25 protein-coding genes, 4 tRNA genes, 1 rRNA gene, 1 pseudogene, 1 riboswitch and 1 other annotated feature are annotated in these 25,689 nt (G+C 37.8%); of the genes and pseudogenes, 8 read left to right on the top strand and 23 right to left on the bottom strand.

Translation table 11 applies throughout. The features are described from left to right. Position 1 precedes the first annotated feature (1 nt). Positions 2 to 75 (bottom strand) — tRNA-Asp (locus tag GA0061074_RS08430). 2 nt (positions 76 to 77) lie between these two features. Then, positions 78 to 150 (bottom strand) — tRNA-Val (locus GA0061074_RS08425). Between the two features lie 236 nt (positions 151 to 386). Between GA0061074_RS08425 and GA0061074_RS08420 the strand changes: the two genes are divergently transcribed. After that, a tRNA-Cys gene (locus tag GA0061074_RS08420) sits at positions 387 to 457 on the top strand. Between the two features lie 57 nt (positions 458 to 514). Here GA0061074_RS08420 and GA0061074_RS08415 read toward each other — a convergent pair. The 5 genes from GA0061074_RS08415 to GA0061074_RS08395 form a co-directional block, all read right to left on the bottom strand. Further along, complete coding sequence (locus GA0061074_RS08415; RefSeq protein ID WP_092463811.1) at positions 515 to 2,044, bottom strand: glycosyltransferase; 1,530 nt, start codon at positions 2,042 to 2,044, stop codon at positions 515 to 517. Positions 2,045 to 2,050: 6 nt separating this feature from the next. After that, positions 2,051 to 3,643: an accessory Sec system glycosyltransferase Asp1 gene (gene asp1, locus GA0061074_RS08410; protein ID WP_092463808.1), complete on the bottom strand. Its 1,593-nt coding sequence runs from the start codon at positions 3,641 to 3,643 to the stop codon at positions 2,051 to 2,053. Between the two features lie 25 nt (positions 3,644 to 3,668). Next, entirely contained in the window at positions 3,669 to 4,538 is an 870-nt protein-coding gene (locus GA0061074_RS08405) for an NAD(P)-dependent oxidoreductase (protein WP_092463805.1), read from the bottom strand. Between the two features lie 200 nt (positions 4,539 to 4,738). Further along, positions 4,739 to 5,311 (bottom strand): xanthine phosphoribosyltransferase, encoded by a 573-nt coding sequence (locus GA0061074_RS08400; RefSeq protein WP_092463803.1) that lies wholly within the window; start codon positions 5,309 to 5,311, stop codon positions 4,739 to 4,741. A 5-nt stretch (positions 5,312 to 5,316) separates the two neighbouring features. Further along, positions 5,317 to 6,621, bottom strand: a complete 1,305-nt coding sequence (locus GA0061074_RS08395; RefSeq protein WP_092463801.1) for a nucleobase:cation symporter-2 family protein — start codon at positions 6,619 to 6,621, stop codon at positions 5,317 to 5,319. A gap of 111 nt (positions 6,622 to 6,732) precedes the next feature. After that, positions 6,733 to 6,831, bottom strand: a riboswitch (purine riboswitch). A 189-nt stretch (positions 6,832 to 7,020) separates the two neighbouring features. Between GA0061074_RS08395 and GA0061074_RS08390 the strand changes: the two genes are divergently transcribed. The 3 genes from GA0061074_RS08390 to GA0061074_RS08380 all read left to right on the top strand — a co-directional run bounded on the left by GA0061074_RS08390 (position 7,021) and on the right by GA0061074_RS08380 (position 9,116). Continuing rightward, positions 7,021 to 8,190 (top strand): MFS transporter, encoded by a 1,170-nt coding sequence (locus GA0061074_RS08390; protein WP_092463799.1) that lies wholly within the window; start codon positions 7,021 to 7,023, stop codon positions 8,188 to 8,190. Between the two features lie 150 nt (positions 8,191 to 8,340). Beyond that, positions 8,341 to 8,865, top strand: a complete 525-nt coding sequence (locus GA0061074_RS08385; protein ID WP_159426665.1) for a GNAT family N-acetyltransferase — start codon at positions 8,341 to 8,343, stop codon at positions 8,863 to 8,865. A 26-nt stretch (positions 8,866 to 8,891) separates the two neighbouring features. Next, positions 8,892 to 9,116 (top strand): hypothetical protein, encoded by a 225-nt coding sequence (locus tag GA0061074_RS08380; protein ID WP_092463793.1) that lies wholly within the window; start codon positions 8,892 to 8,894, stop codon positions 9,114 to 9,116. A gap of 230 nt (positions 9,117 to 9,346) precedes the next feature. Here GA0061074_RS08380 and GA0061074_RS09120 read toward each other — a convergent pair whose 3' ends face one another. From GA0061074_RS09120 to gnd, 9 genes are all read right to left on the bottom strand, one after another. Continuing rightward, the gene (locus GA0061074_RS09120) at positions 9,347 to 9,505 is read right to left on the bottom strand and encodes a hypothetical protein (protein ID WP_159426664.1); all 159 of its coding nucleotides are present in this window, start codon (positions 9,503 to 9,505) and stop codon (positions 9,347 to 9,349) included. Positions 9,506 to 9,527: 22 nt separating this feature from the next. Continuing rightward, on the bottom strand, positions 9,528 to 10,874 hold the full coding sequence (locus GA0061074_RS08375; protein WP_092463790.1) for a dihydrolipoyl dehydrogenase family protein: 1,347 nt from the start codon (positions 10,872 to 10,874) through the stop codon (positions 9,528 to 9,530). A 56-nt stretch (positions 10,875 to 10,930) separates the two neighbouring features. Beyond that, positions 10,931 to 11,401, bottom strand: coding sequence for a GAF domain-containing protein (locus GA0061074_RS08370; RefSeq protein ID WP_092463787.1), 471 nt, complete (start codon positions 11,399 to 11,401; stop codon positions 10,931 to 10,933). Positions 11,402 to 11,451: 50 nt separating this feature from the next. Beyond that, positions 11,452 to 11,685, bottom strand: a binding site (T-box leader). A gap of 71 nt (positions 11,686 to 11,756) precedes the next feature. Further along, positions 11,757 to 12,092: a thioredoxin family protein gene (locus GA0061074_RS08365; protein ID WP_092463784.1), complete on the bottom strand. Its 336-nt coding sequence runs from the start codon at positions 12,090 to 12,092 to the stop codon at positions 11,757 to 11,759. Between the two features lie 112 nt (positions 12,093 to 12,204). Next, a complete protein-coding gene (locus tag GA0061074_RS08360) occupies positions 12,205 to 13,299 on the bottom strand; it encodes a PTS sugar transporter subunit IIC (protein ID WP_092463781.1) in 1,095 nt (364 codons plus the stop codon). A 409-nt stretch (positions 13,300 to 13,708) separates the two neighbouring features. Further along, positions 13,709 to 14,743, bottom strand: coding sequence for a branched-chain amino acid aminotransferase (locus GA0061074_RS08355; RefSeq protein WP_092463778.1), 1,035 nt, complete (start codon positions 14,741 to 14,743; stop codon positions 13,709 to 13,711). Between the two features lie 125 nt (positions 14,744 to 14,868). Beyond that, positions 14,869 to 16,128, bottom strand: coding sequence for a tyrosine--tRNA ligase (gene tyrS, locus GA0061074_RS08350; protein ID WP_092463775.1), 1,260 nt, complete (start codon positions 16,126 to 16,128; stop codon positions 14,869 to 14,871). A 600-nt stretch (positions 16,129 to 16,728) separates the two neighbouring features. Further along, positions 16,729 to 17,418 carry an FGGY family carbohydrate kinase gene (locus tag GA0061074_RS08345; RefSeq protein WP_092463772.1) on the bottom strand — a complete coding sequence of 230 codons (690 nt, stop codon included), beginning with the start codon at positions 17,416 to 17,418 and terminating at the stop codon, positions 16,729 to 16,731. Between the two features lie 129 nt (positions 17,419 to 17,547). Further along, a complete protein-coding gene (gene gnd / locus GA0061074_RS08340) occupies positions 17,548 to 18,456 on the bottom strand; it encodes a phosphogluconate dehydrogenase (NAD(+)-dependent, decarboxylating) (RefSeq protein WP_092463769.1) in 909 nt (302 codons plus the stop codon). 155 nt (positions 18,457 to 18,611) lie between these two features. Here gnd and GA0061074_RS08335 point away from each other — a divergent pair, with 155 nt between their 5' ends. Further along, the gene (locus tag GA0061074_RS08335; protein ID WP_092463766.1) at positions 18,612 to 19,454 is read left to right on the top strand and encodes a MurR/RpiR family transcriptional regulator; all 843 of its coding nucleotides are present in this window, start codon (positions 18,612 to 18,614) and stop codon (positions 19,452 to 19,454) included. A gap of 73 nt (positions 19,455 to 19,527) precedes the next feature. After that, complete coding sequence (locus GA0061074_RS08330; RefSeq protein ID WP_092463763.1) at positions 19,528 to 19,860, top strand: hypothetical protein; 333 nt, start codon at positions 19,528 to 19,530, stop codon at positions 19,858 to 19,860. A 67-nt stretch (positions 19,861 to 19,927) separates the two neighbouring features. Here GA0061074_RS08330 and GA0061074_RS08325 read toward each other — a convergent pair whose 3' ends face one another. Both GA0061074_RS08325 and GA0061074_RS08320 read right to left on the bottom strand, forming a co-directional pair. Continuing rightward, complete coding sequence (locus tag GA0061074_RS08325; RefSeq protein ID WP_092463760.1) at positions 19,928 to 20,584, bottom strand: hypothetical protein; 657 nt, start codon at positions 20,582 to 20,584, stop codon at positions 19,928 to 19,930. Between the two features lie 16 nt (positions 20,585 to 20,600). Further along, on the bottom strand, positions 20,601 to 20,852 hold the full coding sequence (locus tag GA0061074_RS08320; protein WP_092463757.1) for a GlsB/YeaQ/YmgE family stress response membrane protein: 252 nt from the start codon (positions 20,850 to 20,852) through the stop codon (positions 20,601 to 20,603). Positions 20,853 to 21,011: 159 nt separating this feature from the next. On the opposite strand from GA0061074_RS08320, the gene GA0061074_RS08315 reads away from it, so the two are divergent. Then, positions 21,012 to 21,371 (top strand): iron-sulfur cluster biosynthesis family protein, encoded by a 360-nt coding sequence (locus GA0061074_RS08315; RefSeq protein ID WP_092463754.1) that lies wholly within the window; start codon positions 21,012 to 21,014, stop codon positions 21,369 to 21,371. Positions 21,372 to 21,461: 90 nt separating this feature from the next. Here the strand turns inward: GA0061074_RS08315 and GA0061074_RS09350 are convergent. Next, positions 21,462 to 22,343, bottom strand: a pseudogene (locus tag GA0061074_RS09350) (AEC family transporter); the annotation flags it as partial. Between the two features lie 77 nt (positions 22,344 to 22,420). Continuing rightward, the gene (locus tag GA0061074_RS08305) at positions 22,421 to 24,052 is read right to left on the bottom strand and encodes a malolactic enzyme (RefSeq protein WP_092463747.1); all 1,632 of its coding nucleotides are present in this window, start codon (positions 24,050 to 24,052) and stop codon (positions 22,421 to 22,423) included. A gap of 105 nt (positions 24,053 to 24,157) precedes the next feature. On the opposite strand from GA0061074_RS08305, the gene GA0061074_RS08300 reads away from it, so the two are divergent. Next, on the top strand, positions 24,158 to 25,033 hold the full coding sequence (locus GA0061074_RS08300) for a LysR family transcriptional regulator (protein ID WP_092463744.1): 876 nt from the start codon (positions 24,158 to 24,160) through the stop codon (positions 25,031 to 25,033). A 62-nt stretch (positions 25,034 to 25,095) separates the two neighbouring features. Here GA0061074_RS08300 and GA0061074_RS08295 read toward each other — a convergent pair whose 3' ends face one another. The 3 genes from GA0061074_RS08295 to rrf all read right to left on the bottom strand — a co-directional run bounded on the left by GA0061074_RS08295 (position 25,096) and on the right by rrf (position 25,686). Further along, positions 25,096 to 25,422 (bottom strand): hypothetical protein, encoded by a 327-nt coding sequence (locus GA0061074_RS08295; protein WP_092463740.1) that lies wholly within the window; start codon positions 25,420 to 25,422, stop codon positions 25,096 to 25,098. Between the two features lie 67 nt (positions 25,423 to 25,489). After that, positions 25,490 to 25,562 (bottom strand) — tRNA-Asn (locus GA0061074_RS08290). A gap of 7 nt (positions 25,563 to 25,569) precedes the next feature. Next, a 5S ribosomal RNA gene (gene rrf / locus GA0061074_RS08285) occupies positions 25,570 to 25,686 on the bottom strand. Positions 25,687 to 25,689: the final 3 nt, after the last annotated feature.

Raw genomic sequence — 25,689 nt, 5'->3', positions numbered from 1 at the left:
ACGGTCACAACGGGATTCGAACCCGTGATCTTTCGCGTGACAGGCGAACGTCATAACCAACTAGACCATGCGACCAATGGACGTTACAGGGATCGAACCTGTGACCCCCTGCTTGTAAGGCAGGTGCTCTCCCAGCTGAGCTAAACGTCCATTATTTTTGTTGCAATTCAACAACAAAAATAATTATACCGATATTTTACTTTCTTGGCAACCCCTAAAAGATGTTATATTTCATATTTATTATGTAATTTCACTTATTTTTTCATGAAACCCCTTTAAATGTACAAATTTCAACAATAAAAAGGGTTAATTATACTTTCTATGTCATTATACAATTGCAAGTTTACGAGATTTCCCCTATAATATGTAATCGTGGTAGTAATTATGGTAGTGTAGCCAAGTGGTAAGGCAACGGTCTGCAAAACCGTCATCACGGGTTCGATTCCCGCCACTACCTTAAATGAAAAGGACAAATTGACAGCGTCGCGTCAATTTGTCCTTTTTATTTTGCTCTTTAATTTAAAACCTTTTGCCAAATAGCAGACATACTATCATCCCCAAACACCTGCGCTTTAGCATGTGCCGCAGCTGACATTTGTTGCCAAAGATTTTCATCTAACAACAAATCAACAGCTTTCTGCGCCATGGCACTGCTTGATCCATCAGGAACAATATAACCATTATGTCCATCTTCTATTAAAACATGTGCGCCATAAGGTACATCATAGCTAATGGCCGGTACACCATAACACATTGCCTCAACTAAGTTCATACCTAATCCTTCAGCAACTGATGGCTGTAAAATGATTTGTGCTTTCTGGTAAGCTTGTTGCAACGCATTACCACTAACATAGCCACCAAACGTCACATGATCAGCGACATTAAGTTTTTGAGCCAATGCTTGCAATTCATCCATTACATCTTGTGAAACCGCATAACCGTAATATACTAGTGTTGCATCAGGCACCTTTTTGATGACCTTAGCTAAAACCCGTAACGCTTGATCAGGTCGTTTTTCGGGAGATAGACGACCAACGTAAATTAACTGATGTAATTGTCGTTCAGATAGCGTTGCCGGCTGCTTTTCTAATGCTGATGGTGTCAGTGAAATATCAGGTGCAACTTTAATTGTTAGTGCAGGATAACGCGTTGCCAAATCTTTTTGCTGTGCTGTTGTTGGCACCAAAATAGCATTAAACGCCTGTCCATAACGTTCCAATACATTAATATATGCCGGATATAATTTACCACGCACCGGATGCTTAGTATCTCCTGTATGAATATCATGTAAATATGCATACTTATTCATTGAGCCCTGTACAGCTGCTACTACATGATCTAAACCACGACGATCAGAAATTAAAGTTGCATTTGGTTGTTGTCGTGTAATCTCATTTAAGAAAAACAAAAATAACTGTTCCTCTGAATTAAAACGATAATCATGACCCAAATAATTTTTTAATTTGTACATACTAGGCAATAATCGCCCATTAACATTCATATGTGTAATTTCAAGAACCGGCTCACCCGATAGATTCAAAAATCGCTGTACTGCCAATTGTCCATCTGGATGAAAATAATCAACCGATGATTTAAAGCCACGCCAATCAAAATTTTCACGCACCGTCATGTTATCAGCCCGATCATAGTAGGTAATATCATTCACCAAGCCAACCGTTGCTGGCATAACGTTGATACGACCAATCACACGGCCTTCATCTTCAATAGTTGAGTAATTTGGTCCATGCCCCACAATGTGGTATTGATCCAACGCTAATTGTGGTAATAGACGTAAATGTTGTTCTTTACGAGGCACATTAGTTGTCCCTTGAAAATAATCATACATATTTAAGACTTCATCAGCACCCAGACCAATTGCTGTCGCATCGCGATTTAAGAACCGATTATAGTCACGTGTGACATATGCGGCACGACCTAAACGATTATTTTTAGCTTCACGATTAAAAAAACGTACGCGTTGCGCCTGAGCATGCTCCGTTCCTGAGTTATATGCAAATATATTTTCACTTACAAAATAATACATTCTTACCTATCCTCTCCGCTGACCAGGCATCGCAGCAAGCTTATTGGTCCAACTATCCTGTGCATCTGCCAACAAATTTTTCCAAGCATCCCATACTGTTGCTTCAGAATATCGTTCTGCCGATTGATAAGCGCCCTCGATGTACTTTTCGGCCAATGCCGGATCACGTAACACCTGTAAAATTGCGTCTGCCAATGCTCGATAATCACCATACGGTACTACCGCACCATTCACGCCAGCGTCCACGATCTCATTTGGCCCATAGTTAACATCATATGAAAAAGCAATTAATCCATGTGAAATAGCCTCCATGATAGCCAGGTTAAATCCTTCCATACGTGAAGTTAAGCCGTACATCATAGCATTATTTTGAACAGCATCAATATCAGAGGTATAACCCTTTAACGTCACAACACCTTCTAAACCATACTCTGCAATTACTGCTTCAACTTCACGCTGTGCTTTATAATTTTCATTAGGATCTGGATAACCGTACAAATCTAATGTTACCTGCGGTATTTCTTGATGAACAATCCCAATTGCACGCACTAAATCATCCAGGTGCTTTTCCCAAGCAATTCGTGCAAAAACAACCATTTTACCAAATTGACGATCAGCCAATGGTACACGTGGTGCCGTCAGCAAGCTGTCAGGCACAACACCTACTGGAATAGTAAACAACTGTGCTTTAGGCTGTAATCTTGTGCGCACATCTGCCGTTTGCTTATGTGTCGCTGAAACAACAGCATCATAGCCATCAATCGCATTTAAAGCAAATTCATAATTATTGTTAAACAAAGGCGCTTCTGGGTCTTGCGCATTTGACGTATGCGCATTATGCAAATGGAAAACGGTATAGGCAGGCTTTTTTAACTCTAATAATCCCTGGTCACCTAGATGTGCACGATCTAAGATAAAAACATTGGGATGATCAAGTGACCAATAATCCTCATTTAAACAATCTAAAAAGTAAGTTGTTAAAGCAGTTAACGTATCAAATTGATGATATTTATTATCATGATCAATTACGCGCCAATTTGTTTTTTGCATCTCACCGCGCATCGTTTGCTTATGAAAAGCTTCAATCACAACACGACCTGTAGGCGTCTGCCAAGCTTCTGTGCCGATTTTATTATCTGGTGTGTACCACTGTTTTAATGAGACAAATCCTCTTGAATCATAATGATCGACACAATATAAATTATTGAAGCCATCAAACCATTCAACCGATTTCACTTGACGTTCGTCAGTCTGCTTATAATTTACACGAGCTACCAATTGACCATTTGCCGTTACCAAATAACGATTATTACTTGGATCATCTGTATACTGCGCATTCAACACACCGTACTCAACATTTTGTACTTGTACTAATTTCGCAGTAACTTGTGTTGTTTCTTGAAAATAATCAAATAAATTTATAATTTGTTCATCTGAAATACCAGCTTGATTAGCCGTTACATGCGCATTGGGATCCCAATCACGTAAAACTAATTTGGCAGGTTCACTATTTTTATTGAACAAGTCTAATCGTTTTAATTCTGCATGCTCAATACCTGATTTGTGATCTGGCATTGTCGCATTAATAAAAAAGTTCATTTGTTACGCCTTTCAAACCGGATATTTAAGCAAACTGTGCCCATAAACGGACAATTGCTTGTATACCAGCATCTGCTAATTGTTTTTCATCAACCAACTTTGTATAAAATTGCTCAGCCATTGTAGTCATTGGTAACTCAACCTGCATTTTCTTTGCCTCATCAAGTGCAATCCGTAAATCTTTAATGTAGTGCTTAACATAGAAACCAGGCTCATAATCATCAGCCAACACACGTGGTCCATAGTTATCCATTGACCAATTTTGCGCTGCACCACCACCAAGTGTTTTTAGTACTTGTGGTAAATCTAGTCCAGACTCCTTTGCATAAGCCATTGACTCAGCCATTCCCAACATAGTACCTGCAATCATAATTTGGTTTGCCATCTTAGCACTTTGACCACGACCAGCTGTACCAAACAAAGTAGCTGCATCTGAAATTACTGAAAACATTGGTTGCAACTTCGTAAATGAATCTTCATCGCCACCAACCATAATGGTCAATGTCCCATTTTTAGCACCGGTATCACCACCAGATACTGGTGCGTCCAAAACCTTCACATTATATTTTTCACCAGCTGCCGTTAATTCTTTAGCTAATGTTGGTGTTGATGTTGTCATATCTACAATGATTTGACCAGGATGTGAACCCGCAAAAATACCGTTGTCACCATAATATTGTTCAGCAACATCCTTAGGGTAACCCACCATCGTCATCACAACATCTGCCGTTTCGGCAACTTGACGTGGTGAATCTTGCCAAACAGCACCATTATCAATAACAGATTGTGCATGTGCTTTTGTTCGATTATAAACAAAAACCTCATAATCAGCTTTTAGCAAATTATTGATAATACCGCGTCCCATTACACCTGTTCCAATAAAACCTAATTTCATTTTAATATCCCCCAATTAGATAATCGTCTAACAAAAAATCTTCTTATCATACTTAGTATTGTATATTAATGATTCTATCTTAAATTCAGTTAATTTAACAAAAAAATCCACGAAACTGATATTAATTACCAATTCGTGGATTAAATTATTTAACATTTTATTTCGTCGCTTTAATAATGTAAAAATGTATATCTTCTTAATTAATCAGCAAAAACAACTTGTCCATCTTCAAAAGCAGCAATACGTGCCAATGATTCAACATGAACACCTTTTTCATCTAACATAGCGCGTCCCTTTTGGAACGTCTTTTCAATCACAATACCAACACCAACAACTTCAGCATTAGCAGCATCGGCAATTTCCATCAAACCAGTGACAGCTTGACCATTTGCCAAAAAGTCATCAATAATCAAAACACGTTCACCCTCATGCAAGAAACGCTTATCAATCATGACGTGATTAGTTTCTTGCTTGGTAAATGAGTAAACATCAGCAATATATGACTCTGATGAAAGCGTAATTGACTTCTTCTTACGTGCGAATACCATTGGTACATTTAGTGCTGCAGCCGCAAAAATAGCGGGTGCAATACCTGAAGATTCAACGGTCAAAACCTTATCAATTTTTTCACCATCAAACAAGCGAGCAAATTCATCACCCATTTCTTGCATTAATTGTGGATCAACTTGATGATTCAAAAAGTTATCAACTTTCAAGACATCTTCACCCAAAACACGTCCATCTTTTTTAATACGATCTTCTAAAATTTTCATATTACTTACATAACCTCTTTCTCACGACCTGGTAACACAATGTTCAACAGAACTGCCAATATTGATGTTATAACTACTGAATTTTGAATAACTAATTTTACAAGTTCTGGTAGATGTTGGAAGATTTGTGGATAAACAGTTACCCCGATTGCTGCACCAATCGAGACACCAGCAATCATCAAATTACGTTCACTATCGAAATCAACTTGCTTCAAAATTGTAATTCCTTGTACTCCGATTGTACCAAATAGGACAATCATTGCACCACCCAAAACAGCTGATGGAATAATTGTGGCAAGCGCACCAAACTTTGGCAATAGTCCAATCAACAATAAAATCAAGACGGCATAATAAATTGGCCGCTTTGTCTTAACACCTGATAAACGAACAACCCCAACATTTTGTGAGAAAGTTGAATATGGGAAGGTATTAAAAATACCTGACAAAATAACAGCCAAACCTTCGGCACGATATCCTTTAGCCATATCTTCATTAGTTAACTTGCGACCTGTTAAATCAGCCAATGCAAAGTACACACCTGTTGACTCCATCATTGATGTTAAAGCAACAATCATCATCGTCACCATTGCCGACCAGTGGAAAGTTGGTGTTGCTAGGAAAAATGGCGTTGGCATATGGAACCAAGATGCTTCAGCTACTGGTTGTAGTGATACTTGTCCTAATAGCCCTGCAAAAACCGTTCCCAACACGATTCCTAACAAAATCGCAATTGACTTGGCAAATCCCTTAGCAAATAAATTAAATAGCAAAATGATTAAAACAGTTACTAAGCCAATTGATAGATTAGTTAAACTACCAAAACTTTTAGCTTCTAAGTCGCCGCCACCCCAATTTTGAAAACCAACGGGAATAAGTGTAAATCCAATCACCGTAATTAATGAGCCCGTAACTACCGGTGGGAAAAATGCTCGTAACCGCGAAAACAAACCAGCGATTAAAAAGACAAAAACACCAGCGGCAATTGTGGCACCATACATCGCACCAATTCCTAACGTACTACCAATATTAATTAATGGTGATACTGTTTGAACTGCTGAACCAATAACAACCGGCATTGCAATTCCGGTATAGCGTGTTCCTTTCAATTGAAACAAAGTTCCAACTGCGGTCATAAAAATATCAGCAGATATTAAATAGGCCATTTGTTGCGCATTAAATTGTAATGCTGCACCAATTAACAATGGTACTAAAATACCACCAGAATACATCGCCAAAACATGCTGTAATCCTAAAATAAGATTACGCAACTTGCTGAAACGTTCTGTCGACGTCTGTGTGTGCGACTCCATAACTAAACTCTCCTCCAATTTAGAAACACACGTAACCACTATCTCCAATAGACATTTGGCAATAAAAAAATGCACCCTACGCATTAAACAGCATGCAGAATGGGTGCATTAATAAATCAAAACACTATCGGTAGTCCATCTCTTGGGAGAAGGGTAGGAACTCGTTGGCCATTCTCCAACAATTATACCGATAGTGATTACGTCTTTAATTATTATGTAAGTTAAATATAGCAAACATTACAGCTTTTGAAAACAGGCAGATTTTTAATAAAAATAAAATTAATGCCGTTTTATCAATATAATGCATTGACAACCTTGGGTAAATTCCGCTATTTTAAGCAGAGTAGTCATTTATAGGTTTATAGTTGCTATGCCATCATAGCTTTTAGGAGGGTGCATGTGAAAGAATTCAGAATTCAAAGTTTTGTACTGATTTTAATCTCTTTCGTATTAGGTTTCAGTGAATTTATTATTATTGGTATTCTTGATGATTTGGCCAAAGAGTTTTCGGTAAGTGTTGCCACTGCCGGTTATTTGGTTACTATCTTTGCAATGGTGTATGCAATTAGTACGCCGATTATTACATCGACACTAAAGAACAATTTATATCACGCCATGATGGTGTTAATTATTATCTTTACTTTAGGTAATGCTTTAACGATATTTGCACCTAATTATACGGTGTTGGTTATCTCTCGTATCATTGTTGCAATCGTATCGGGATCGCTGGTTTCACTATCAATGACATTTGCTACCGTGATTGCACCTATTGAAAAACGTGCTTGGTTAGTCAGTTGGATTTTCTCAGGTTTCAGTGTTGCTTCAGTTTTTGGTGTTCCCCTAGGGACTTGGATTAGTACAACATTTGGTTGGCGCATCACGTTTATTACGATTACAATTTTTAGTTTATTAACCATTTTCTTGATTATTAAGACACTGCCACATAATTTAATACAACAAAAACAAGGTAATATCTTACAGCAATTTATTATTTTCAAAGATCCACGAATTTATTTGGGGGTTATTCTACAAACATGTAGTTTAGCCGGCGTTTATGTTTTCTACACATATTTACGCCCCATCTTTTCAAAATCACTTGCTTTTGATCCAGGTTTAATTACATTATTACTAACAATCTACGGCGTTATGTCGCTTATTAGTAACCAGGCAAGTGGTAGAATTGCCGATTATAAAGGATTAAAGTTAATGCCAACGCTTTACATCATTGAACTTGTCATCCTTTGTGCTATGCCTTTGCTTTTGCACAGTACATGGGCAGGAACGATAGATATTATGTTAGTAGGTATCTTTATGTATCTTATTAATTCACCATTACAATTACACATTATGGGCGTTGCCGAACGTGATTATCCACAATCATTAGTTCTTGCATCATCATTAAATTCAATTTTCTCTAACTTAGGAATTTCATTAGGTTCAGCTGCTGGTGGTCTAGTTGTTGCTAACTTTGGATTGAATAGTGTTGGAATTGGTGGTGCCGTCTTCATTGCTTTCGCATTAATTGCAACAATTATGCTAAACAAGGTTAATGCTGTTCAAAAGGCATAAAATAAAAATGAATATGGTTTTAAAAAGACAACTACCGATTATAACTGGTAGGTGTCTTTTTATTTTGAAAGCTAGTATTGATTTATTTCAATTACGCATAAATATGCTATAGTTTTTAAAAACATCTCTTTAATGCTGGGGGAAAATCACATGGTCGCTTTAAACTTACGCAAAGCACAACAAAAACATTTGGATGACATTATGGTTATTGTCCATGATGCACAACAAAATTTAAAAAATGCCGATGTTGACCAATGGCAAGACGGCTACCCTGATAAATCTAATATTCTTTCTGATATTAACCAGGGTATTCTCTATGAAATTATCTTTAATAATAAGCTTGTTGGTATCATGGCAATTCAATACACCCCTGAACCAAATTATCAATCACTTTCAGGTGGTAAATGGCATGCACAAGGACCATACGCAACAATTCATCGCTTTGCTATCAGCTCAAATTTTGCACATCAACATTTAGGTAAATTAGCACTTACAAGTGCATTAACTTTAATTAAAAACAATCACATAACAGCCGTTAGAATCGATACCCATGAAACCAATCTTCGTATGCAACATCTGCTAAAGCAATTAGGTTTTCATTATCGTGGTATTATTCATATTAGTGATCCACACGGCGATTTAAATACCAACGCCTATGAATTAATTATGTCCTAACCAATGAACCTATTAGGAGGTATATAATGGTCAGCAATCATAATAACAAAATATCTAAGTTACTTCGCACTGCCCTCATTTTGGTTATCACAGGAATCGTCTTATCTTTAGGCGGTATACTTTTTAATTGGCTGACTATAAATGATCAAAACGGTGCCAATATTGGTGCCGGTCTCATTTTCTTACTTGGTGGTCTATTATTTTTATGTGGTCTCATTCTCCTACTTATCACATTTCTCAAGAAAAAATAAATTACAAAAAGGGATTGTTGCCGTTCAAAAATTGGCAACAATCCTTTATTTATTATGGTCATTTAAATTATTTAAAAGAGATTTCCCCCATATAAGCTACCATAATCACTTATCCATAGCCCTTTGTTATATTTTTTGATCCACCGCTTAAGAGATATGTTAGTGGTTTCAATAACAGAAGGAATATCATGACCAACGTTACCAATGATTATATCTGTTAATTCATTTATTCATAGATTAACGATTGGTAACGGATTTGAACCTTTTGTAATTTTATCGGCTGATTGCAGAACATTGTCTCTTAAATTAGCATAATTTTGGGGAGGTAAATTATTATATAGTTTAGACAATAGATCTAAAATATCTTTTTTATTATAAGACTCACTCATATTTTCTCCTCATTAAATTATTTTAGAAAAAATATGATAAGTCCGATGCAACTGACGGATAAGCAAATAACTGTTGCGTAACCGTCTCTTTCGTTAATCCTTGATTAATTGCGGTTGCTAGATAATTAATAAGTTCATCAGCATGACTATTCATTACTGTCGCCCCCACTAATCGTCCAGCTTGATCAATAGCCACTCTAATGCGTGAAGCTGGTTCACCTTGTCGATAAGCTGTATACCAACTAGTCATATCAATGTCATTGACGGTATAACCATTTTGAGCAGCTGTATCTGTCGCAACGCCAACTTTGGCTAACTTTGGTGTCCCGTACACAACAACTGGCACTGCAGGATACGTAATTGGTTGTGAGTCGCCCAAAATTTCTTGTACAACATGATGGGCTTCATATGAAGCAACTGGTGTTATCTTAGGCACCGGCGAATAAGCAACATCCCCAACCGCATAGACATGCGCATTACTAGTGCGTAAATGGCGATCAACTAGGACACCCTCATCACTAAATTTTACTTGCGCTTGATCTAATGCCAAGGTGTCATGATTACCAACACGACCAGCTGCACGAACAACCACACCAGCTGTTAAGGTATTACCAAAGCTTAACGTTGCTTCAAACTGATTATCAACGGCTTTTAGTTCTGTAACTTCAGTATCAAAATACATGTGAATGCCACGATCATCTAACTGATCCATTAGCGAATCAACCACCTCACCATCAAATGAACGTAATAGCTGATCACTATGTACTAGCAACGTTACATTAGCACCTGCAGCTGCCGCAATTGTTGCAAACTCAATCGCAACAAAACCACCACCAATAATCACAACATCGTCAGGTAATGACGGTAAGCTCAAGAATTGCTCAGAATCAATTGTTAATTCAGCACCTGGAAAAGATAATTCAGCTGGTCGTTGTCCAACGGCTACAATCCAATCTGCTGCTGTTACTTGTACATCATCTTGATTTTCTTGACTGACCACTGCAGTATGCTCATCAATAAAAGTGGCCTTACCAAATAAATGATCAATACCACTGGTAACTAATGATTGTTCTGTTCCTTGTGAAATACCATCAGTATATTGATTTTTACGTGCCATTAAATCAGTCCAATTAATTGTCACTTTGCCATCAACACCTGTACCAGTTAGAAATTCAGCATATTCTTTTGCTTCGACTGCACCTAATAATATCTTTTTGGGATCACAGCCGTAATTTGGACATGTACCACCCCACAAATATTTTTCGATAATCACAACTTGTTTACCAGCATCATGCAATTCATGCGCTGCCGCCAAGCCTGCAGGACCTGCACCGATTATTGCGACATCATACTGTTTGGTTTCACTCATTAGTTTGCCACCATCCTTTATCAAGTATTCATTAACACTATTATCGCAAATTTTTATTAAATATAAGCTAACAAAGTTTGTGCGAAGTGCTCCAAATCCGCCTTATCTTGATCCGTAAAACGGTTTGTGCGCGTTGAATCAATATCAATCACGCCTAATTTTTCACCATTAGCGCGTGTCAAAGGTACTACAATTTCAGCATTTGATGCTGAATCACAAGCAATGTGTCCTGCATGCTTATGAACGTCAGCAACCACAATTGATTCTTGACTCTCATAACCTTGGCCAACCACACCTGAACCTGGCTTAATACGCACAACGGCTGGCTTTCCCAAAAATGGTCCTAAGATTAATTCATCTTTGGCTTGGTTATACAAATAAAATCCTGCCCAATTAACATCAGCTAAGTTTTCAAATAAAATAGCTGCTGCATTTGATAAATTAGCTAATGGGAATTCTTCTGATTCTTCACCAGCAATCCATGATGTTAATAATTGTGATAATAATGGTGTTTCATTCTCTGTCATATTATTTCCCTCCAAATATAAAAAGTCCCTCATAAAAACTGTTAGTTCTTATGAGGGACGATTTCTCGTGTTACCACCCAAATTCACTTATTCAATATGAAATAAGCCTCTGATGTTATTACTTTACGTACAAACATAGACGATAACGGTTCCCACCGTGATAATCGCTCTCACGAATCATCATTCTCCGAGTTCATCTTCAAGTTTCCACCAAACACTTTTTCATCAACCAAGTGCTTTCTAAATTGGTATGGTAACATTACTCTTCTCATCGTTGAATTTCTAAAATTTTTATTGACCATATCATACGAATTACACGGATAATTGTCAATCATTAAATGAGAAGAACTCTCATTTAGACGTTCTCAGCAACCCAATCCATAACTTGAACTGGTGTCAAACGTTCACCGTTACCGATGTGATCAACTTGCTTACCATCTTCAAACAAGACAAAAGCTGGAATACCCATCAAGCCTTGTTCTTGAGCAATAGCTAAGTTAGCATCACGATCAGCGTCAAACCAGTTAACGCCGGCTGCAGTAACACTTGATTTAATATCCTTTACAAATGGCTTAATGGCCTTGCAATCACCACACCAGTCGGCTTGTAAGAACATTACTTGCTTACCAGGTTTAGCGATTTCTTGACGAATAGTTTCATCATCATTTAATTCTGGTTGGTAGAATTCCATGTTCGCACCCTCTTTTCACTTATTTATTGTAAGTATAGTAGTTAACTCCTAATTAGTCAAGCTAACCCCTTTTGAGTATGAACGATTAGTGAATTTTTGGCAAGTAACTATATTAAACCTCTTGCAAACGCAAATCTTGAACGCGGGTTTGACCAATTACCTTCAAGAAACGGTAGTAAGCCCATGAAAGAATTGCCGGAACAACAACGCCGAATGCAATTAGTAGCATCAAACCGCGCATATCATGTGCAACCAACCAAAGTGGTGCAATCAATGAATTCAATCCCAAACCTGCAAGTGCGTATGGCACCTTAAAATCAAAACCAACAACAGCGATAACAGCTGTAATCATAGCGATTGCTGCAGGACCGATAGCCAAGATTGGACGCTTCAACAAATTAGCAAATTGCACCTTTGGTGTTACCAAACCTTGTGCGATATTACCACCAATTGTATTTTGATTATAAGACATTGCTGTAAATGAAACGAATGCAACGGTTGTTCCAATCAAAGCGGCACCCGATGACATTGGATCCAATTGAACGGCAATAGCAAGTGCTGCTGATGAGGCAGGTGTCATCAAAAAGACAAACCATGCAAATGAAACGACCAATGATCCCAATACTGGGTTAACTTGCATCGTGTGTCCCAATGCACCACTCACCCAGTTAAGAGCAGGCGTTGTAACAGAAGCCAAACCTAGACCGGCGATTGAACCAACCATTGTTACGGCAAATGGTACCAACACCATATCCAATGGCGTCTTACCAGTCATCCACTTTCCCAACATGGCTGCAATGACACCAGCTAGTACGGCTGATACTGGTTGACCAGCGGTCATAATTTGCGATCCAGCATCCTGTGCTGATTGCCAGCCAGTTGCGGTCATTGTGTTTGCAACTGCACCTGACGTGAAGTAAACGCTATTTGCACCAACTGTTGATGCAATCATTGTTCCACCAATAACCAAAGTTGATGTACGCATCATTACGGCGATTGCCATCCCCAAAGCAGGCGCAAGCAACTTTTGTGCAATATTACCAACTTGCACCAAGGCATCCCAGTGAATTGTCGTCCCTACGGTATTAACCAACAAACCAATTCCCAAAAATACCAAAACTGTATTTGAAACACCTTGTGAAACAAGGAAAACATAATCCTTGGCAGTTAGCTTCTTTTCTTCTGTTTGTGTTTGTGCCTGTTCCATAACGTCTACCCCTTTTCCATATTGCCCTGAAGATACAAAAAACCGCTAGTTAGTCTGTTCCTAACTAGCGGTTCACGAATATAACATTCCAGTGATAAACTAGTCGGCCCTTTTTGTAGGCCGACACAAATTGCTCGACCTTTTAGCTGATAATAATCAAGTCTAAAATTAAGCCGAGTAATAAGGCGTTATTTGCATTGTTCATAACTGTCTTTGTCATAATTTCGTTTCTCCGTTTTCATTTGATGTTTACTATTATGCACCCAAAAATTTGAATGTCAACACTTTATTCTAATTTATTTTTAATTTTAAACGTCAATATTTAATAATGTGGGGAATTTATACAAAAAAATCAGCAGCCCTTCCCCATTAAAGAAGACAGACTGATGATTCTTATACTAAATATTAATTAATCTAATGGCACATCAACAGCCCAGCCTTCAGGACCCTTTTCATCGCCATATTGAATAGCAACTAAACGATCATACAAGGCTTGCGTCTTAGGACCAACTTCAGTTTCAGAGTAAAAGACATGCTTATTACCTTGATGCGTAATAGAACCAACTGGTGAAATAACAGCTGCAGTTCCCATTGCGCCGGCTTCAGCAAACTTATCCAAATCATTAATGCTAATAGTTGTTTCTTCCGGTTGCATACCCATCTCTTCAGCCAATTCTAACAATGAAAACTTTGTGACTGATGGCAAGATAGATGGTGACTTAGGCGTTAAGAAACGATTATCTTTGGTGATACCAAAGAAGTTCGCTGAACCTAATTCTTCAATGTTTTCATGCAATCGTGGGTCCAAATAAACCACATCAGAATAACCTGCTTGATGTGCTTGCTCACCTGGCAACATTGATGCAGCATAGTTTCCACCAACCTTGGCTTGACCAGTTCCACCATGAGCAGCACGATCAAAGTCACTTGTGACATAGGCTGTTGGTGCTAATCCACCTGGGTAGTACGCCCCAACAGGTGTCACAAAGATATTGAACACATAATCATCACCAGGGTGTACCCCAATATCAGGTGTTGATGCAATTAATAATGGTCGAATATACAACGTTGCACCTGAATCATAAGGTGGAACAAATTCTTGATTAGCCTTTACGACTTCTTTAATAGCTTCCACAAACAAATCTTCTGGATAGCCAGCCATCAATAGCCGTTCTGCTGAACGTGCCATACGAGCAGCATTACGATCTGGTCTGAAGATATTAACACCACCATCTTGACGACGGTAAGCTTTCAAGCCTTCAAAAACTTGTTGTCCATAATGAAGACCAACCGCAGCCTCACTAAGTCCCAAATTACTATCCGTAACTAACTCACCTGGTTGCCATTCTCCATTATGATATTCTGCACGATAACGATAAGGTAAATCATGATAAGCGAATCCCAAATTTTGCCAATCTAAATCTGATACTTTTGTTTTTGTCATTTACCAATTCTCCCCATGAAAAAATTTTGTACTCAATTATTAGAATATAATGAGATAATTGTCAACCTTTATTTTATACAAAAAAAGTTGAAACAAAAGGAAATGTTCCAACTTTTTGACTAAGCTTATTTAACAACGGCAACAGCCCACTTCTTCTTACCACGCTTTACAATGATGTACTTACCATCATACTTATCGGCAGGATTAATAACGGCATCTTCATCCTTAATTTGAACACCGTTAACGCGAACGGCACCGTCCTTAACTGAACGACGAGCTGCAGTCTTTGACTTTTCAAAACCAGCAGCTACTACTAAGTCTAATAGGCCAATTTCAGCATTATCAACTGCAAACGTTGGCACATTACCAGCTAAAACAGCTACTTCATCAGTCGTTAGTGTCGCAACGTCAGCATTACCAAACAAAACATTCGTCATAACTTCTGCTGTATGCATCGCTTCTTCACCATGCACGAAAGTCGTTACTTCTTGTGCCAAACGACGTTGCGCGTTACGAGCTGCCGCATTTTCAGCTAAATCAGCTACCAAATCAGCAATTTCGTCTTGTGATAAGAACGTAAAGTACTTTAACATCTTCTCAACATCAGCATCTGCTGTATTCAACCAGAATTGGTAGAATTCAAATGGCGTTGTCTTTTCTGGATCTAACCAAACAGCACCACCTTCAGTCTTACCAAACTTCGTACCATCTGACTTCAACAACAAAGGCACAGTTAAACCAAAGGCAGGTGCATCACTATCGATTAACTTATGAATTAAATCAACACCATTCGTGATGTTTCCCCATTGGTCGGAACCACCAATTTGTAGACGTACATGTTCACGTTGGTATAGTTCATAAAAATCAATAGCTTGTAAAATTTGGTATGTAAATTCAGTAAATGAAATACCTGCCTCTAAACGTGAAGCAACCACGTCCTTAGCTAACATGCTGTTAATTGAGAATAACTTACCATAGTCACGCAACATCCCCAACAACGACATCTTGCCTAACCAGTCATAGTTGTTAACAATTGTGAAACCATTCTCACCAAACAACTTAGCCATTTGTGCACGAATCTTTTCAACGTTGGCTGCAACATCTTCTTGTGATAACAACTTACGTTCTGATTTCTTACCAGAAGGATCACCGATTGAGCCGGTTCCACCACCCACAACAATTACTGGCTTGTGACCAGCCAATTGGAATCGCTTTAAAATCATAAAAGGAATCAAATGACCAATATGCATTGAATCACCAGTTGGATCAATTCCTGCATACAAACCAATTGATTCTTTTTGTGTTAATTCACGTAATCCATCTTCATCAGTAACTTGGTTAATTGCACCACGCCAAGCTAGTTCATTTAATATATCTACTGCCATTTACTATGCCTCCAAATTATTTTACATCATCTATTTTTATGCTACTCGTTATAAATAAAAAGCACCCTAACCAAGGACTTGCCTTGATTAGGGCGCATTAAACGCGGTACCACCTAAATTGTCACTTACTGTGACCACTTATATCTCGTAACGTGAGATTGCCGTTCATGCTTTCTTTATGACTGTAATTCGTCAATGAGTTTGATTAGTTCACAGCAACCACTAATTCTCTATCTGTCCACTCATTTTCCTACTATATATCATGCATAATACAGAAATTATAGCACATATTTTAGTATTTTGTATAACAAAAAAAGAGGCCTCTCTCACTAAATGAGCGCAGGCCTCTTCCTGTATAAGTGGACCACCACGTACCACTTATACTTTTTCACCATATCATGTTAACGGGCACCACCCCATTAACAATCCCCTTGTTCTAAGAATCCCGTCTTAGAACTCCTTCCGCTTCACTGAGGCTCCTTCACAACCTCAGCAAAACCATTATCGGACAGCAGGGAATTGCACCCTCCGAAAAGGCGGCCCTAGGACATCACCCCTTGACCAACTGCATCCCCGATAACATATTCATTATATCATATTTTAATTCACGTGAAATATTGTATCCTCACTAATCCCTAGGTAGGTACGCATTTCAGAAGTTAAGCTCAAACTTTGTGCATTAAAATCAACTACTTGTGGCAAGTTCTCAGTTGTTAATCCGCTTAAAGCAAGCGCTTGGTCATCCCAAGCCTGTTTTACCAGGTTATAAAAGCCAGTTCTACCAGCAGCAGCTGGTGATGTTATTTGCAGGTCAAATAAGCGATAAATAATATAACTTTGTACATTCATATACTGGGTTACCTTAGCAAATATTTCAGGTTGTTCATTTTTTAGCCAAAGTATTTGCATTAATGGTGTCACTTCTTGAAATACCAAGCCTGTTTTACGCTCTAACTGACCAATGACACCGTTCATCATAAGTGCATCAATATACTTTTGCGTATCATGGCCATAATTTATCGGCATTAACGCCTTTTTATGATCATCAAAAGGCACTAAACTATCCAAAGTTATTTCAGCAAATGTAATTGCTTCAATAAAATCATCATTGGTTAAAGTTGCCTGTACTTTTTTTATAGCAGCAAGCACTTCAGTAACAATTTGCTCAGCCGTTACAGTTTCTGCCGATTGAGATAATGTAAAAGTTTGTTGTGATAATTCATGATTTTCATCAACCAATGTCGTATTGATTGCCGACAGTGTCACATCGATAAGTAGTGTATATTTCATAATAGCTCCTCTAACTGAATCCTTTTATTATTATACGACAGATATATACAAAAAAGCTGGGGCAGAATAAATTCTACCCCAGCTTCACTTTCACAATCAAAACATTTTATGGGTCTTACTAAGTAATAATTACTTAGCAGCGTCCATGGCGTGTCCACCAAATCCGTTACGTAGTGCTGAAACAACCTTACCAGTAAATGTATCTTCTTGTAGTGAACGGTAACGCATCATCAATGACAATGCGATAACAGGTGCTGGAACTTGCAAGTCCAATGACTCTTCAATAGTCCACTTACCTTCACCAGATGAGTGCATAACACCAGAAATCTTGTCTAGCTTAGGATCCTTTGAGAATTGCTCTTCAGCCAATTCCATCAACCATGAACGGATAACTGAACCGTGGTTCCATAACTTAGCAACGGCTTCGTAATCGTAATCGTATTGTGAAGCTTCCAAAACTTCGAAACCTTCAGCGATTGATTGCATCATACCGTATTCAATACCATTGTGAACCATCTTCAAGTAGTGACCTGAACCTAGCTTACCAGTGTATAGGTAACCATCTTCTTCAGCAATTGATACGAACAAAGGCTCGATAGTCTTCCATGCTTCGGCGTCATCTCCACCAATCATGAAGTTTCCACCATTACGAGCACCTGACATACCACCAGAAGTACCAGCATCAAAGAACTTAATTCCGGCTGCAGTGGTACGCTTGTTTTGCTCCAAGTTATCCTTGTAATTTGAGTTTCCACCGTCGATGATAATGTCGCCGGCTTCCATCTTCTCAATCAAAGTATCAATGGTTGAGTTAGTTGGCTTTCCAGCTGGAACCATTACCCAAACAACCTTTGGTGATGGCAATGCTGCCAACATGTCGTCTAAGTCAGTAACACCAGTAACAGCTTCTGAATATGAATCAGCTTCTTTAACTGAATCTGCACTCAAGTCATAAGCAACTACTTCGTGACCATTATCAACGGCATTCTTTACCAAGTTCAAGCCCATCTTACCAAGACCGATCATTGCGAACTTCATGTCTAATACCCCTTTTTTTCCTTTATATTTCGTCTACCCCATTATTATAATGCAAGAGTTTTTCACATTGCAAGTATTTTGTTGTAAAATATTTTCATAAGCTACTTTTAGTTCTATTCTATAGTAATAATGCTTGAAATTATTAAGGAGAAATTATGTCACAATCAGGTTTTGCTCGGATCCGGTCAATATTTGAACACCTCACTGGTTCCGATAGTAAAATAGCAACATTCATTTTAGACAATCCTGCTGAAATCCGTTCATTGACTATCCAAGAATTAGCCAATGCCATTGGTGTATCAACTGCGACCATTTCGCGATTCGTTAAACGTGTAGGCTTCACTTCATTTCGTGAGTTCTCATTAAGTCTCGCCAGTTCACCAATTGTACAAAACAACTTTTTCGGTGAAATCGATCCAACCGATGATCAAACTAATATCGTGCATAAAGTATTTAGTGGTGCTGAAAATGCACTGGATGCAACGGTTAATCTAATTAAACCACAAACATGGTCAACGGCTACTAAATGGTTGCTTGAGGCAGAAACGATTGGTATTTTTGGTGTAGGTGGTTCATCTATTGTCGCTTTAGACGCCTATCATAAATTCCTACGAACACCTTTACACGTAGAACAACACCCAGATTACGATGTGCAATTAATGCAAACTGTTCATATGACTGACAAAGACATTGCAATTGTCATATCGCATTCTGGTCGTAACCACAATACGTTAAACATTGCCCGTCGTTTAAAGGAAAAAAATATCAAAATTATTGCCATTACGGCATATCCAAAATCTGAATTAGCCAAATTAGCATCTGTAACCCTAGCAAGCGTTGCAGAAGAAGTTAATATCCGTAGTGAATCGATGTCTTCATTAATTGCTCAAATCGCTATCGTTGATAGTTTATTTACATTAATTGGTGTCCATTTAGGTGATAAGACACAATCAATTGTTGATAAAACACGTTTGACGATTGAAGCTAGTCGGGAGTGAAGTGAAAAAGGCGTTAGTTGAATGACGATATAATTATGGATTAATATAGGATATAAATTTTTAGGAGAAGAATATGCAAATAGACTATTTTAAAAATTTAATTACCGGATACTTAACCGTAAATGGCTTATCTTTGGATTCTGTAGAATACGAAAAATTAAACAATTCAATTTATATTACTATTCATAATATTCCCAGTAACAACAATGCTTACGAAATATTAGACATAGTTCAATACACAACCAACATACTCAATCAGATAAGTCATCCTGCTTACCACATGCAAAATATTTATCGAGAAGATATGGGGCATTGGTTAGAAGCAACATATTTAGAATTTAGCATTACAGATTATGAAAAACTGAACGCACAACTCAATAATGAATTGAACAACAATGCTAAATAACTCATTACTAATGAAAATACCCAATAATTGTCAGATTTTTTATCTCCAACAATTATTGGGTATTTTTTTATAGTTGTTCAGGTTGTAAACTATCTAACTTAGTTAGCCAGTTTTTAGTAGCCATATCGTTTGTTTTAATAACAAACGGCGTTGTTGAATAGACAACAGCTACATTTTGCCAAACGATGTCATTATCCGTCATAAATGATGTCACTAATTGTGAAACATCGGTTGCTTTAATCGTTGCCAATTGATCAGCAGTATTAAAACGCATTAAATACCAGTTAATGGCCAATTGTTGACTAACTAATGCACGTATATCAAAGACTTGTTGCGCTAATTTTATTGCTGTTTTTGTCGGTACAGCAGGTATTTCTTTAATAAAAAAATGGCTCAATTTATCCCACTGTTTCACAATAATCGCATAAAATTGCCAAGGTACTTGATTAGCAATGTTTGTCAAAGTCTGTTGGGTAATTTTTTTCATATCCAAAACATCCCCACTAACTGTTTCAGCTTGTGATAACCACTCTGACAAAAAGCGTTGCATAGTTTCATCAACTAATGAAGATGTACCCCGCTGTGTTAAAACATAACGGCCTTGCACAAACTCACTAACGTCTTGTCTGTTAATTTCGCCTGCAACTGATTTTGTTTGACGTTGACGTAACGAACGACCCTTCTTATTAGATTGAACGCCCGCATAATGACCTTGTTTAACCACAACCTTACTCCTCTAATTATTTCTTTGCACGACCTAATAACCAAGAAACAATAACAACGATAATAATAGCACCAATGATTGATGGAATAATTGCCATACCGGCAACATTTGGACCCCAAGAACCTAGTACTTTCTCACCTAACCATGATCCAATCAAACCAGCTACGATATTTGCAATCCAGCCCATTGAACCACCGTTTTTAGTAATAGCACCAGCAATAGCACCAATAACAGCACCGATAATTAATACCCAAATTAAATGAAACATAATAAATCTCCTTTCTATCTATAACTACGACAAGTATACACACTTTTTCTTGATATATAAATGATTGTATTTACTAATTTAATAACATGTTATTTAATCATATGTAATAAGGTCACTTTCAAATATGTTATGTTATAATGCCCTTAAAAGGGGATTATTATGTACTTAACATTTACAAACGCTGCTAAAGAGCGTATTTCAAAGCTTATTACACCAAATACAACCATTGTCTTAGACTTAGACGACGGTGTTGGTCCATTTTCTGATTTAGCAACATGCGCATTCGATGTTGCTTTTAATCTTATTCTCTGCCAAACAAGTGATCTTTCAGCAGACTTTAACGAAACAATTGATAGTGATTTTGGTCCTGTCTATATCAAAGACTACACTACAAGCCAATTAGAACCTAACCTTAAGTTAGACGTTGATCGTTACCTACGTTATAGCTTGTCTAGTGATGCTGGTATCTTAGATCCTAGCGTTACTTTGCGTAACCTACAAACGACAACACAAGCATAAAACGTTTGTTAGCATTATTAACCTAAAAAAGCAGGCAGTTATCAACTTATATATTGATAGCTGCCTGTTTTATTTTTTATAATTTTATATTTAAATAAAGTTTGCAATAGCCAAATAAACTGGTACTAAAATAATAATTAATAGCGTTGAAATGGTAATCACATTACTTGCATACTTTGTATCACCTTTAGCTTGACCGACTAATAATGCCATCGCTGTTAAGGCAGGCATACCTGACATCAAGAAGATAACCTTTACTCCCAAATTAGACAATGCAAATGGTGTTTGTTGTACTAATTTCAGCATAATAAATATAACAGCTGGGCCAACTACAAAGCGAGCTAACAATGCAATAATTGTATCGCGCTCAATCTTTAATGAGCTGAAACCTGCATCCGCAATAATAATACCTAAGTATAGCAATGCCAGTGGTGTTACCAAACCGCCAACCATTCCCAAACTTGAATCTGCCACCTCTGGTAATGGTAATCCAATCAATAACCAAACAATACCAATTAAGAAACCAAGCACTGGTGCTGGCAATAATTTCTTCCAATTGAATGATGATTCTGCTGACTTTTCGTTTGTATCATTTTGAATAAAGAAAATACCAATCGCCCAAGTAGAAACCGTATTAACTAGGTAATAAACCAAGTAGAAAGGCATCGCTTTGTTACCAAAAATAGCTAAAGCTAAAGGTAAACCAATAAAAATAACATTATTATTAGTAAAAGTATTAACTATAATACCACGGCGACCAACACGAATATTAAATACTTTGTTCGCAATAAAACTCAAAATGTAAAGTACAAAGAAAGCAAGTGCAACAAATAGAACACTCATACCAAATGTTCCCAATAATTTACGCGTTAAGTTTTCTTGAATACCAACAAATACAGAAATTGGCAGAGCAACATTAACGATTAAAAATTCCAAATCTTTTTTAAAAGTATCGTGGAAATGGTCTTTCTTACGTAAATAATACCAATCAAAACAACAAAAATAATTTTAACGATACTGTTTAGCGAAGTTACTATCGCATCCATGCTTTAGTCCTCCCCGTAAACTGGGTGCCATTGATATTGTTCTACCAATGTCTTAGCATCGCCTTGTTGTTGAGCAACACCATCATCAATAGCAGCTTGTGCGACCGCAGTAGCAACTGCCGTTGAAATTTCAGATAGTTTCTCAAATGATGGCAAAATAGCACTACCAACCTTGCTGGTATCAACCAGCTCACCTAGCGCTGCAGCTGAGGCTGATAACATGTTTTCAGTCAACAAGTTTGCCTTGCTTGCAATGACACCTAATCCAATACCAGGGTAAACAACTGCATTGTTAGCTTGACCAATGTGATAAACAACATCTTCATAGCTAACTGGATCAAATGGCATTCCGGTTGCAACTAATGCACGACCTTCAGACCAGTTGATAACGTCTTCTGGCACTGCTTCGTGAAGCTTAGTTGGGTTTGATAATGGCAAAATAATTGGACGTGCTGCGTGAGCTGCCATTTCGCGAACAACATTTTCCGTAAAGTGACCTGCTTGACCAGATGTTCCAACCAAAATTGTTGGGTGCACAGCCTTAACAACGGCTTCCAAAGTAGTTAAATCAGCACCATCGTCAAATTCGGCACGTGAACGTGCAAATGGACGTTGTTCTGGTGTTAGATTTTCGTCATCATCAAACAATAGTCCTTGACGATCAACTAGATAGAAGTGCTTACGGGCTTCTTCGGCCGTCAAACCAGCGTTAATAAATTCTTGCAAAACACGATTAGCAATACCAACACCGGCTGAACCAGCACCATATGTAATATAAGTTTGGTCAGTTAACTTCTCACCAGAAATCTTTAATGCGCTTAGTACTGCTGCCGTTACAACGATTCCAGTACCTTGAATATCATCGTTAAACGTAGCTAGACGGTTTTGGTAACGTGTCAACAATTTCGTTGCTGTTGAACGGCCAAAATCTTCAAAGTGCAAATAGAAGTTTGGGAAAATTTGGTCAGCTTCATCCACCAATTGGTCAATAAAGTTAAAGTATTCATCACCACGAACACGTTCGTGACGATTACCTAGGTAACCATCATTTTCCAAAAGTGTCTCACGATTTGTACCATCATCTAGTACAACTGGCAAAACGCGGCGTGGGTCGATACCAGCAGCAGCTGTATAAACCATCAACTTACCAACAACAATGTCGGCTCCTTGCACACCCCAATCACCAATACCTAAAATACCTTCACCATCTGTGATAACTATCATATCGATATCACGACCATTAGCGGCGTTTTTCAAACTTTCAGCAATGTTTTCTGGATGGTGAATATCCAAAAAGGCAACTTCTTGTGGGTTAACGAATAACTCTGAATAACGTTCAATCGTCTCACCAACAGTAGGTGAATAAACAATTGGCATCATTTCTGTCAAATGTGCACCCAATACTGCATAGAACAACGTACGGTTTTCATTGAAAATTTGGCTTAAGAATAAGCGCTTTTCAATATCGTTAACTTTACTATTATATTGTGCATAAGCTTGTGACACTTGCTCATCTAATGATTGTACCTTGGTTGGTAATAAACCTACCAATCCTAGTTCTTTACGTTCTGCCACTGTAAAGGCAGTTCCCTTATTGCTAAAAGGATCTTGTAAAATCTGCATACCACTCTTCATCTCAAATTACCTCCTATTAAGTACATTAGCGTATAATAGACTTTTAAAAATGGTATAGTCAAAAGCGGTCGCTTACATAAAAAACATTTATATGAGGAGAACAGTATGCATTTAAAAGATTTAGCTTATTTTGAAAGTCTAGCTGTTCACAAAAACTATACATTAGTTGCTGAACAATTTAAGGTAACGCAACCAACTATCACCTACGCCATCAAGCGATTAGAGCAAGAGGTTGGTGCAACGCTATTTACACGAAACCAAGCACATAAAGAAGTTAACTTAACTGAAGCGGGCGCCATTTTATTACAAAGCGCTCGCCACATACAAGTTGAATGGGCAACTGCCACCAAAGAAATTCAACGTCTAAATGTTAATAAAATTCGTTTAGTGTTGCCTCCGATTATTGAGACATATTTCTTCCCAAGGGTCGCAAAACAACTACTAAAAGCTAATGTTTTACATTTAATTGAGACTGAAGAGGTTGGTAGTTCCAAATTACTAACACTTTTACGTCAAGGCAATATCGATATCGCATTAATCGGCGCTACCGAAAATTTTGATTTAACGGACCTAGAAGTTGTTGAGTTAGCTAGCTTCCCATTTGTCATCATCGCTAAAGCTAGCGATCCACGAAAATTTTCATATTTCGCCGACTTTGCTAACGATGATTTTATTTCTTTAGACGAACAATTCGTTCATCCAAAAGCTTTTAAAGCACTCTCTAACCAATCAGGAACGCAGCCTCATGTTATTTATCAAACAAATAACGTTACAGCTATGAAAAACTTAGTTCGCGAAGGCATTGGTTTAGCATTTTTAACAGCACTGGCCGTGCAAAAAAATGAAGACGGACTTAAAAAAATCAACTTAATTGACCAACCGCAACCTAATTTTCACGTCTATATGGCTTTTAGAAAACAGCACTACATGACACAAAATCAAATTAAAGTTAGTGACATCATTAAGGGGGCTTTTCAATAAATGTCGCCATTAAAAAAGCCACTGTGCATAAAACACAGTGGCTTTTTCTTAATATAGACTATTTATTTCCGTAGTTGCTGTTCTAGCTGCTGAATTTTACTAATTAGAGCATCCTCGATAATGCGATAATGTACCAATTCCTGATCAGATACCGTTTGCTGTTGCTTAACTGGCACCATGGTTTGCACCTGATTCTGATTTTGGCGAAGTGCCTCATTTTCATGGCGTAATTTTTCAATTTCTTGCGCCATTAATTGCATTGTTTCTTGCAACTCTGTTGCTTGTGATTCATAAATTTCAGCACCTGTTTGCCATTTTTCTGCTTCTTTTTGGGCCTGATTTAACGCTACCGTCAACTGCTTAATTTGTTCTTCCATCGTTAATTTCATTTTTATCCCTCCTGACTTCTTTTTACGATACTAAAAAAGCCATTCACAATGGAATGGCTATCAATTACTCCGAATGTCGGGCTCGAACCGACGACAGCACGATTAACAGTCGTGTGCTCTACCAACTGAGCTAATTCGGAATGATATGCATCGCAACGTCCTATCCTCGCAGGAGGCGATCCTCCAACTACTTTTGGCACTACTGAGCTTAACTGCTGTGTTCGGTATGGGAACAGGTGTGACCTCAGTGTCATCATCACGACACGT

Origin of the sequence: Weissella bombi (assembly GCF_900094835.1) — a bacterium.
GTDB lineage: Bacteria > Bacillota > Bacilli > Lactobacillales > Lactobacillaceae > Weissella > Weissella bombi.
Note: the sequence above shows the minus strand (reverse complement) of the source record. Positions and strands in the feature narration are given on the sequence as shown.

Bases quoted from the DNA above. Each gene is read 5' to 3' on its own strand.
- GA0061074_RS08415 (WP_092463811.1), bottom strand. From the start codon at position 2,044: ATGTATTATTTTGTAAGTGAAAATATATTTGCATATAACTCAGGAACG.
- asp1 (WP_092463808.1), bottom strand. From the start codon at position 3,643: ATGAACTTTTTTATTAATGCGACAATGCCAGATCACAAATCAGGTATT.
- GA0061074_RS08405 (WP_092463805.1), bottom strand. From the start codon at position 4,538: ATGAAATTAGGTTTTATTGGAACAGGTGTAATGGGACGCGGTATTATC.
- GA0061074_RS08400 (WP_092463803.1), bottom strand. From the start codon at position 5,311: ATGAAAATTTTAGAAGATCGTATTAAAAAAGATGGACGTGTTTTGGGT.
- GA0061074_RS08395 (WP_092463801.1), bottom strand. From the start codon at position 6,621: ATGGAGTCGCACACACAGACGTCGACAGAACGTTTCAGCAAGTTGCGT.
- GA0061074_RS08385 (WP_159426665.1), top strand. From the start codon at position 8,341: ATGGTCGCTTTAAACTTACGCAAAGCACAACAAAAACATTTGGATGAC.
- GA0061074_RS08380 (WP_092463793.1), top strand. From the start codon at position 8,892: ATGGTCAGCAATCATAATAACAAAATATCTAAGTTACTTCGCACTGCC.
- GA0061074_RS09120 (WP_159426664.1), bottom strand. From the start codon at position 9,505: ATGAGTGAGTCTTATAATAAAAAAGATATTTTAGATCTATTGTCTAAA.
- GA0061074_RS08375 (WP_092463790.1), bottom strand. From the start codon at position 10,874: ATGAGTGAAACCAAACAGTATGATGTCGCAATAATCGGTGCAGGTCCT.
- GA0061074_RS08370 (WP_092463787.1), bottom strand. From the start codon at position 11,401: ATGACAGAGAATGAAACACCATTATTATCACAATTATTAACATCATGG.
- GA0061074_RS08365 (WP_092463784.1), bottom strand. From the start codon at position 12,092: ATGGAATTCTACCAACCAGAATTAAATGATGATGAAACTATTCGTCAA.
- GA0061074_RS08360 (WP_092463781.1), bottom strand. From the start codon at position 13,299: ATGGAACAGGCACAAACACAAACAGAAGAAAAGAAGCTAACTGCCAAG.
- GA0061074_RS08355 (WP_092463778.1), bottom strand. From the start codon at position 14,743: ATGACAAAAACAAAAGTATCAGATTTAGATTGGCAAAATTTGGGATTC.
- tyrS (WP_092463775.1), bottom strand. From the start codon at position 16,128: ATGGCAGTAGATATATTAAATGAACTAGCTTGGCGTGGTGCAATTAAC.
- GA0061074_RS08345 (WP_092463772.1), bottom strand. From the start codon at position 17,418: ATGAAATATACACTACTTATCGATGTGACACTGTCGGCAATCAATACG.
- gnd (WP_092463769.1), bottom strand. From the start codon at position 18,456: ATGAAGTTCGCAATGATCGGTCTTGGTAAGATGGGCTTGAACTTGGTA.
- GA0061074_RS08335 (WP_092463766.1), top strand. From the start codon at position 18,612: ATGTCACAATCAGGTTTTGCTCGGATCCGGTCAATATTTGAACACCTC.
- GA0061074_RS08330 (WP_092463763.1), top strand. From the start codon at position 19,528: ATGCAAATAGACTATTTTAAAAATTTAATTACCGGATACTTAACCGTA.
- GA0061074_RS08320 (WP_092463757.1), bottom strand. From the start codon at position 20,852: ATGTTTCATTTAATTTGGGTATTAATTATCGGTGCTGTTATTGGTGCT.
- GA0061074_RS08315 (WP_092463754.1), top strand. From the start codon at position 21,012: ATGTACTTAACATTTACAAACGCTGCTAAAGAGCGTATTTCAAAGCTT.
- GA0061074_RS08305 (WP_092463747.1), bottom strand. From the start codon at position 24,052: ATGAAGAGTGGTATGCAGATTTTACAAGATCCTTTTAGCAATAAGGGA.
- GA0061074_RS08300 (WP_092463744.1), top strand. From the start codon at position 24,158: ATGCATTTAAAAGATTTAGCTTATTTTGAAAGTCTAGCTGTTCACAAA.
- GA0061074_RS08295 (WP_092463740.1), bottom strand. From the start codon at position 25,422: ATGAAATTAACGATGGAAGAACAAATTAAGCAGTTGACGGTAGCGTTA.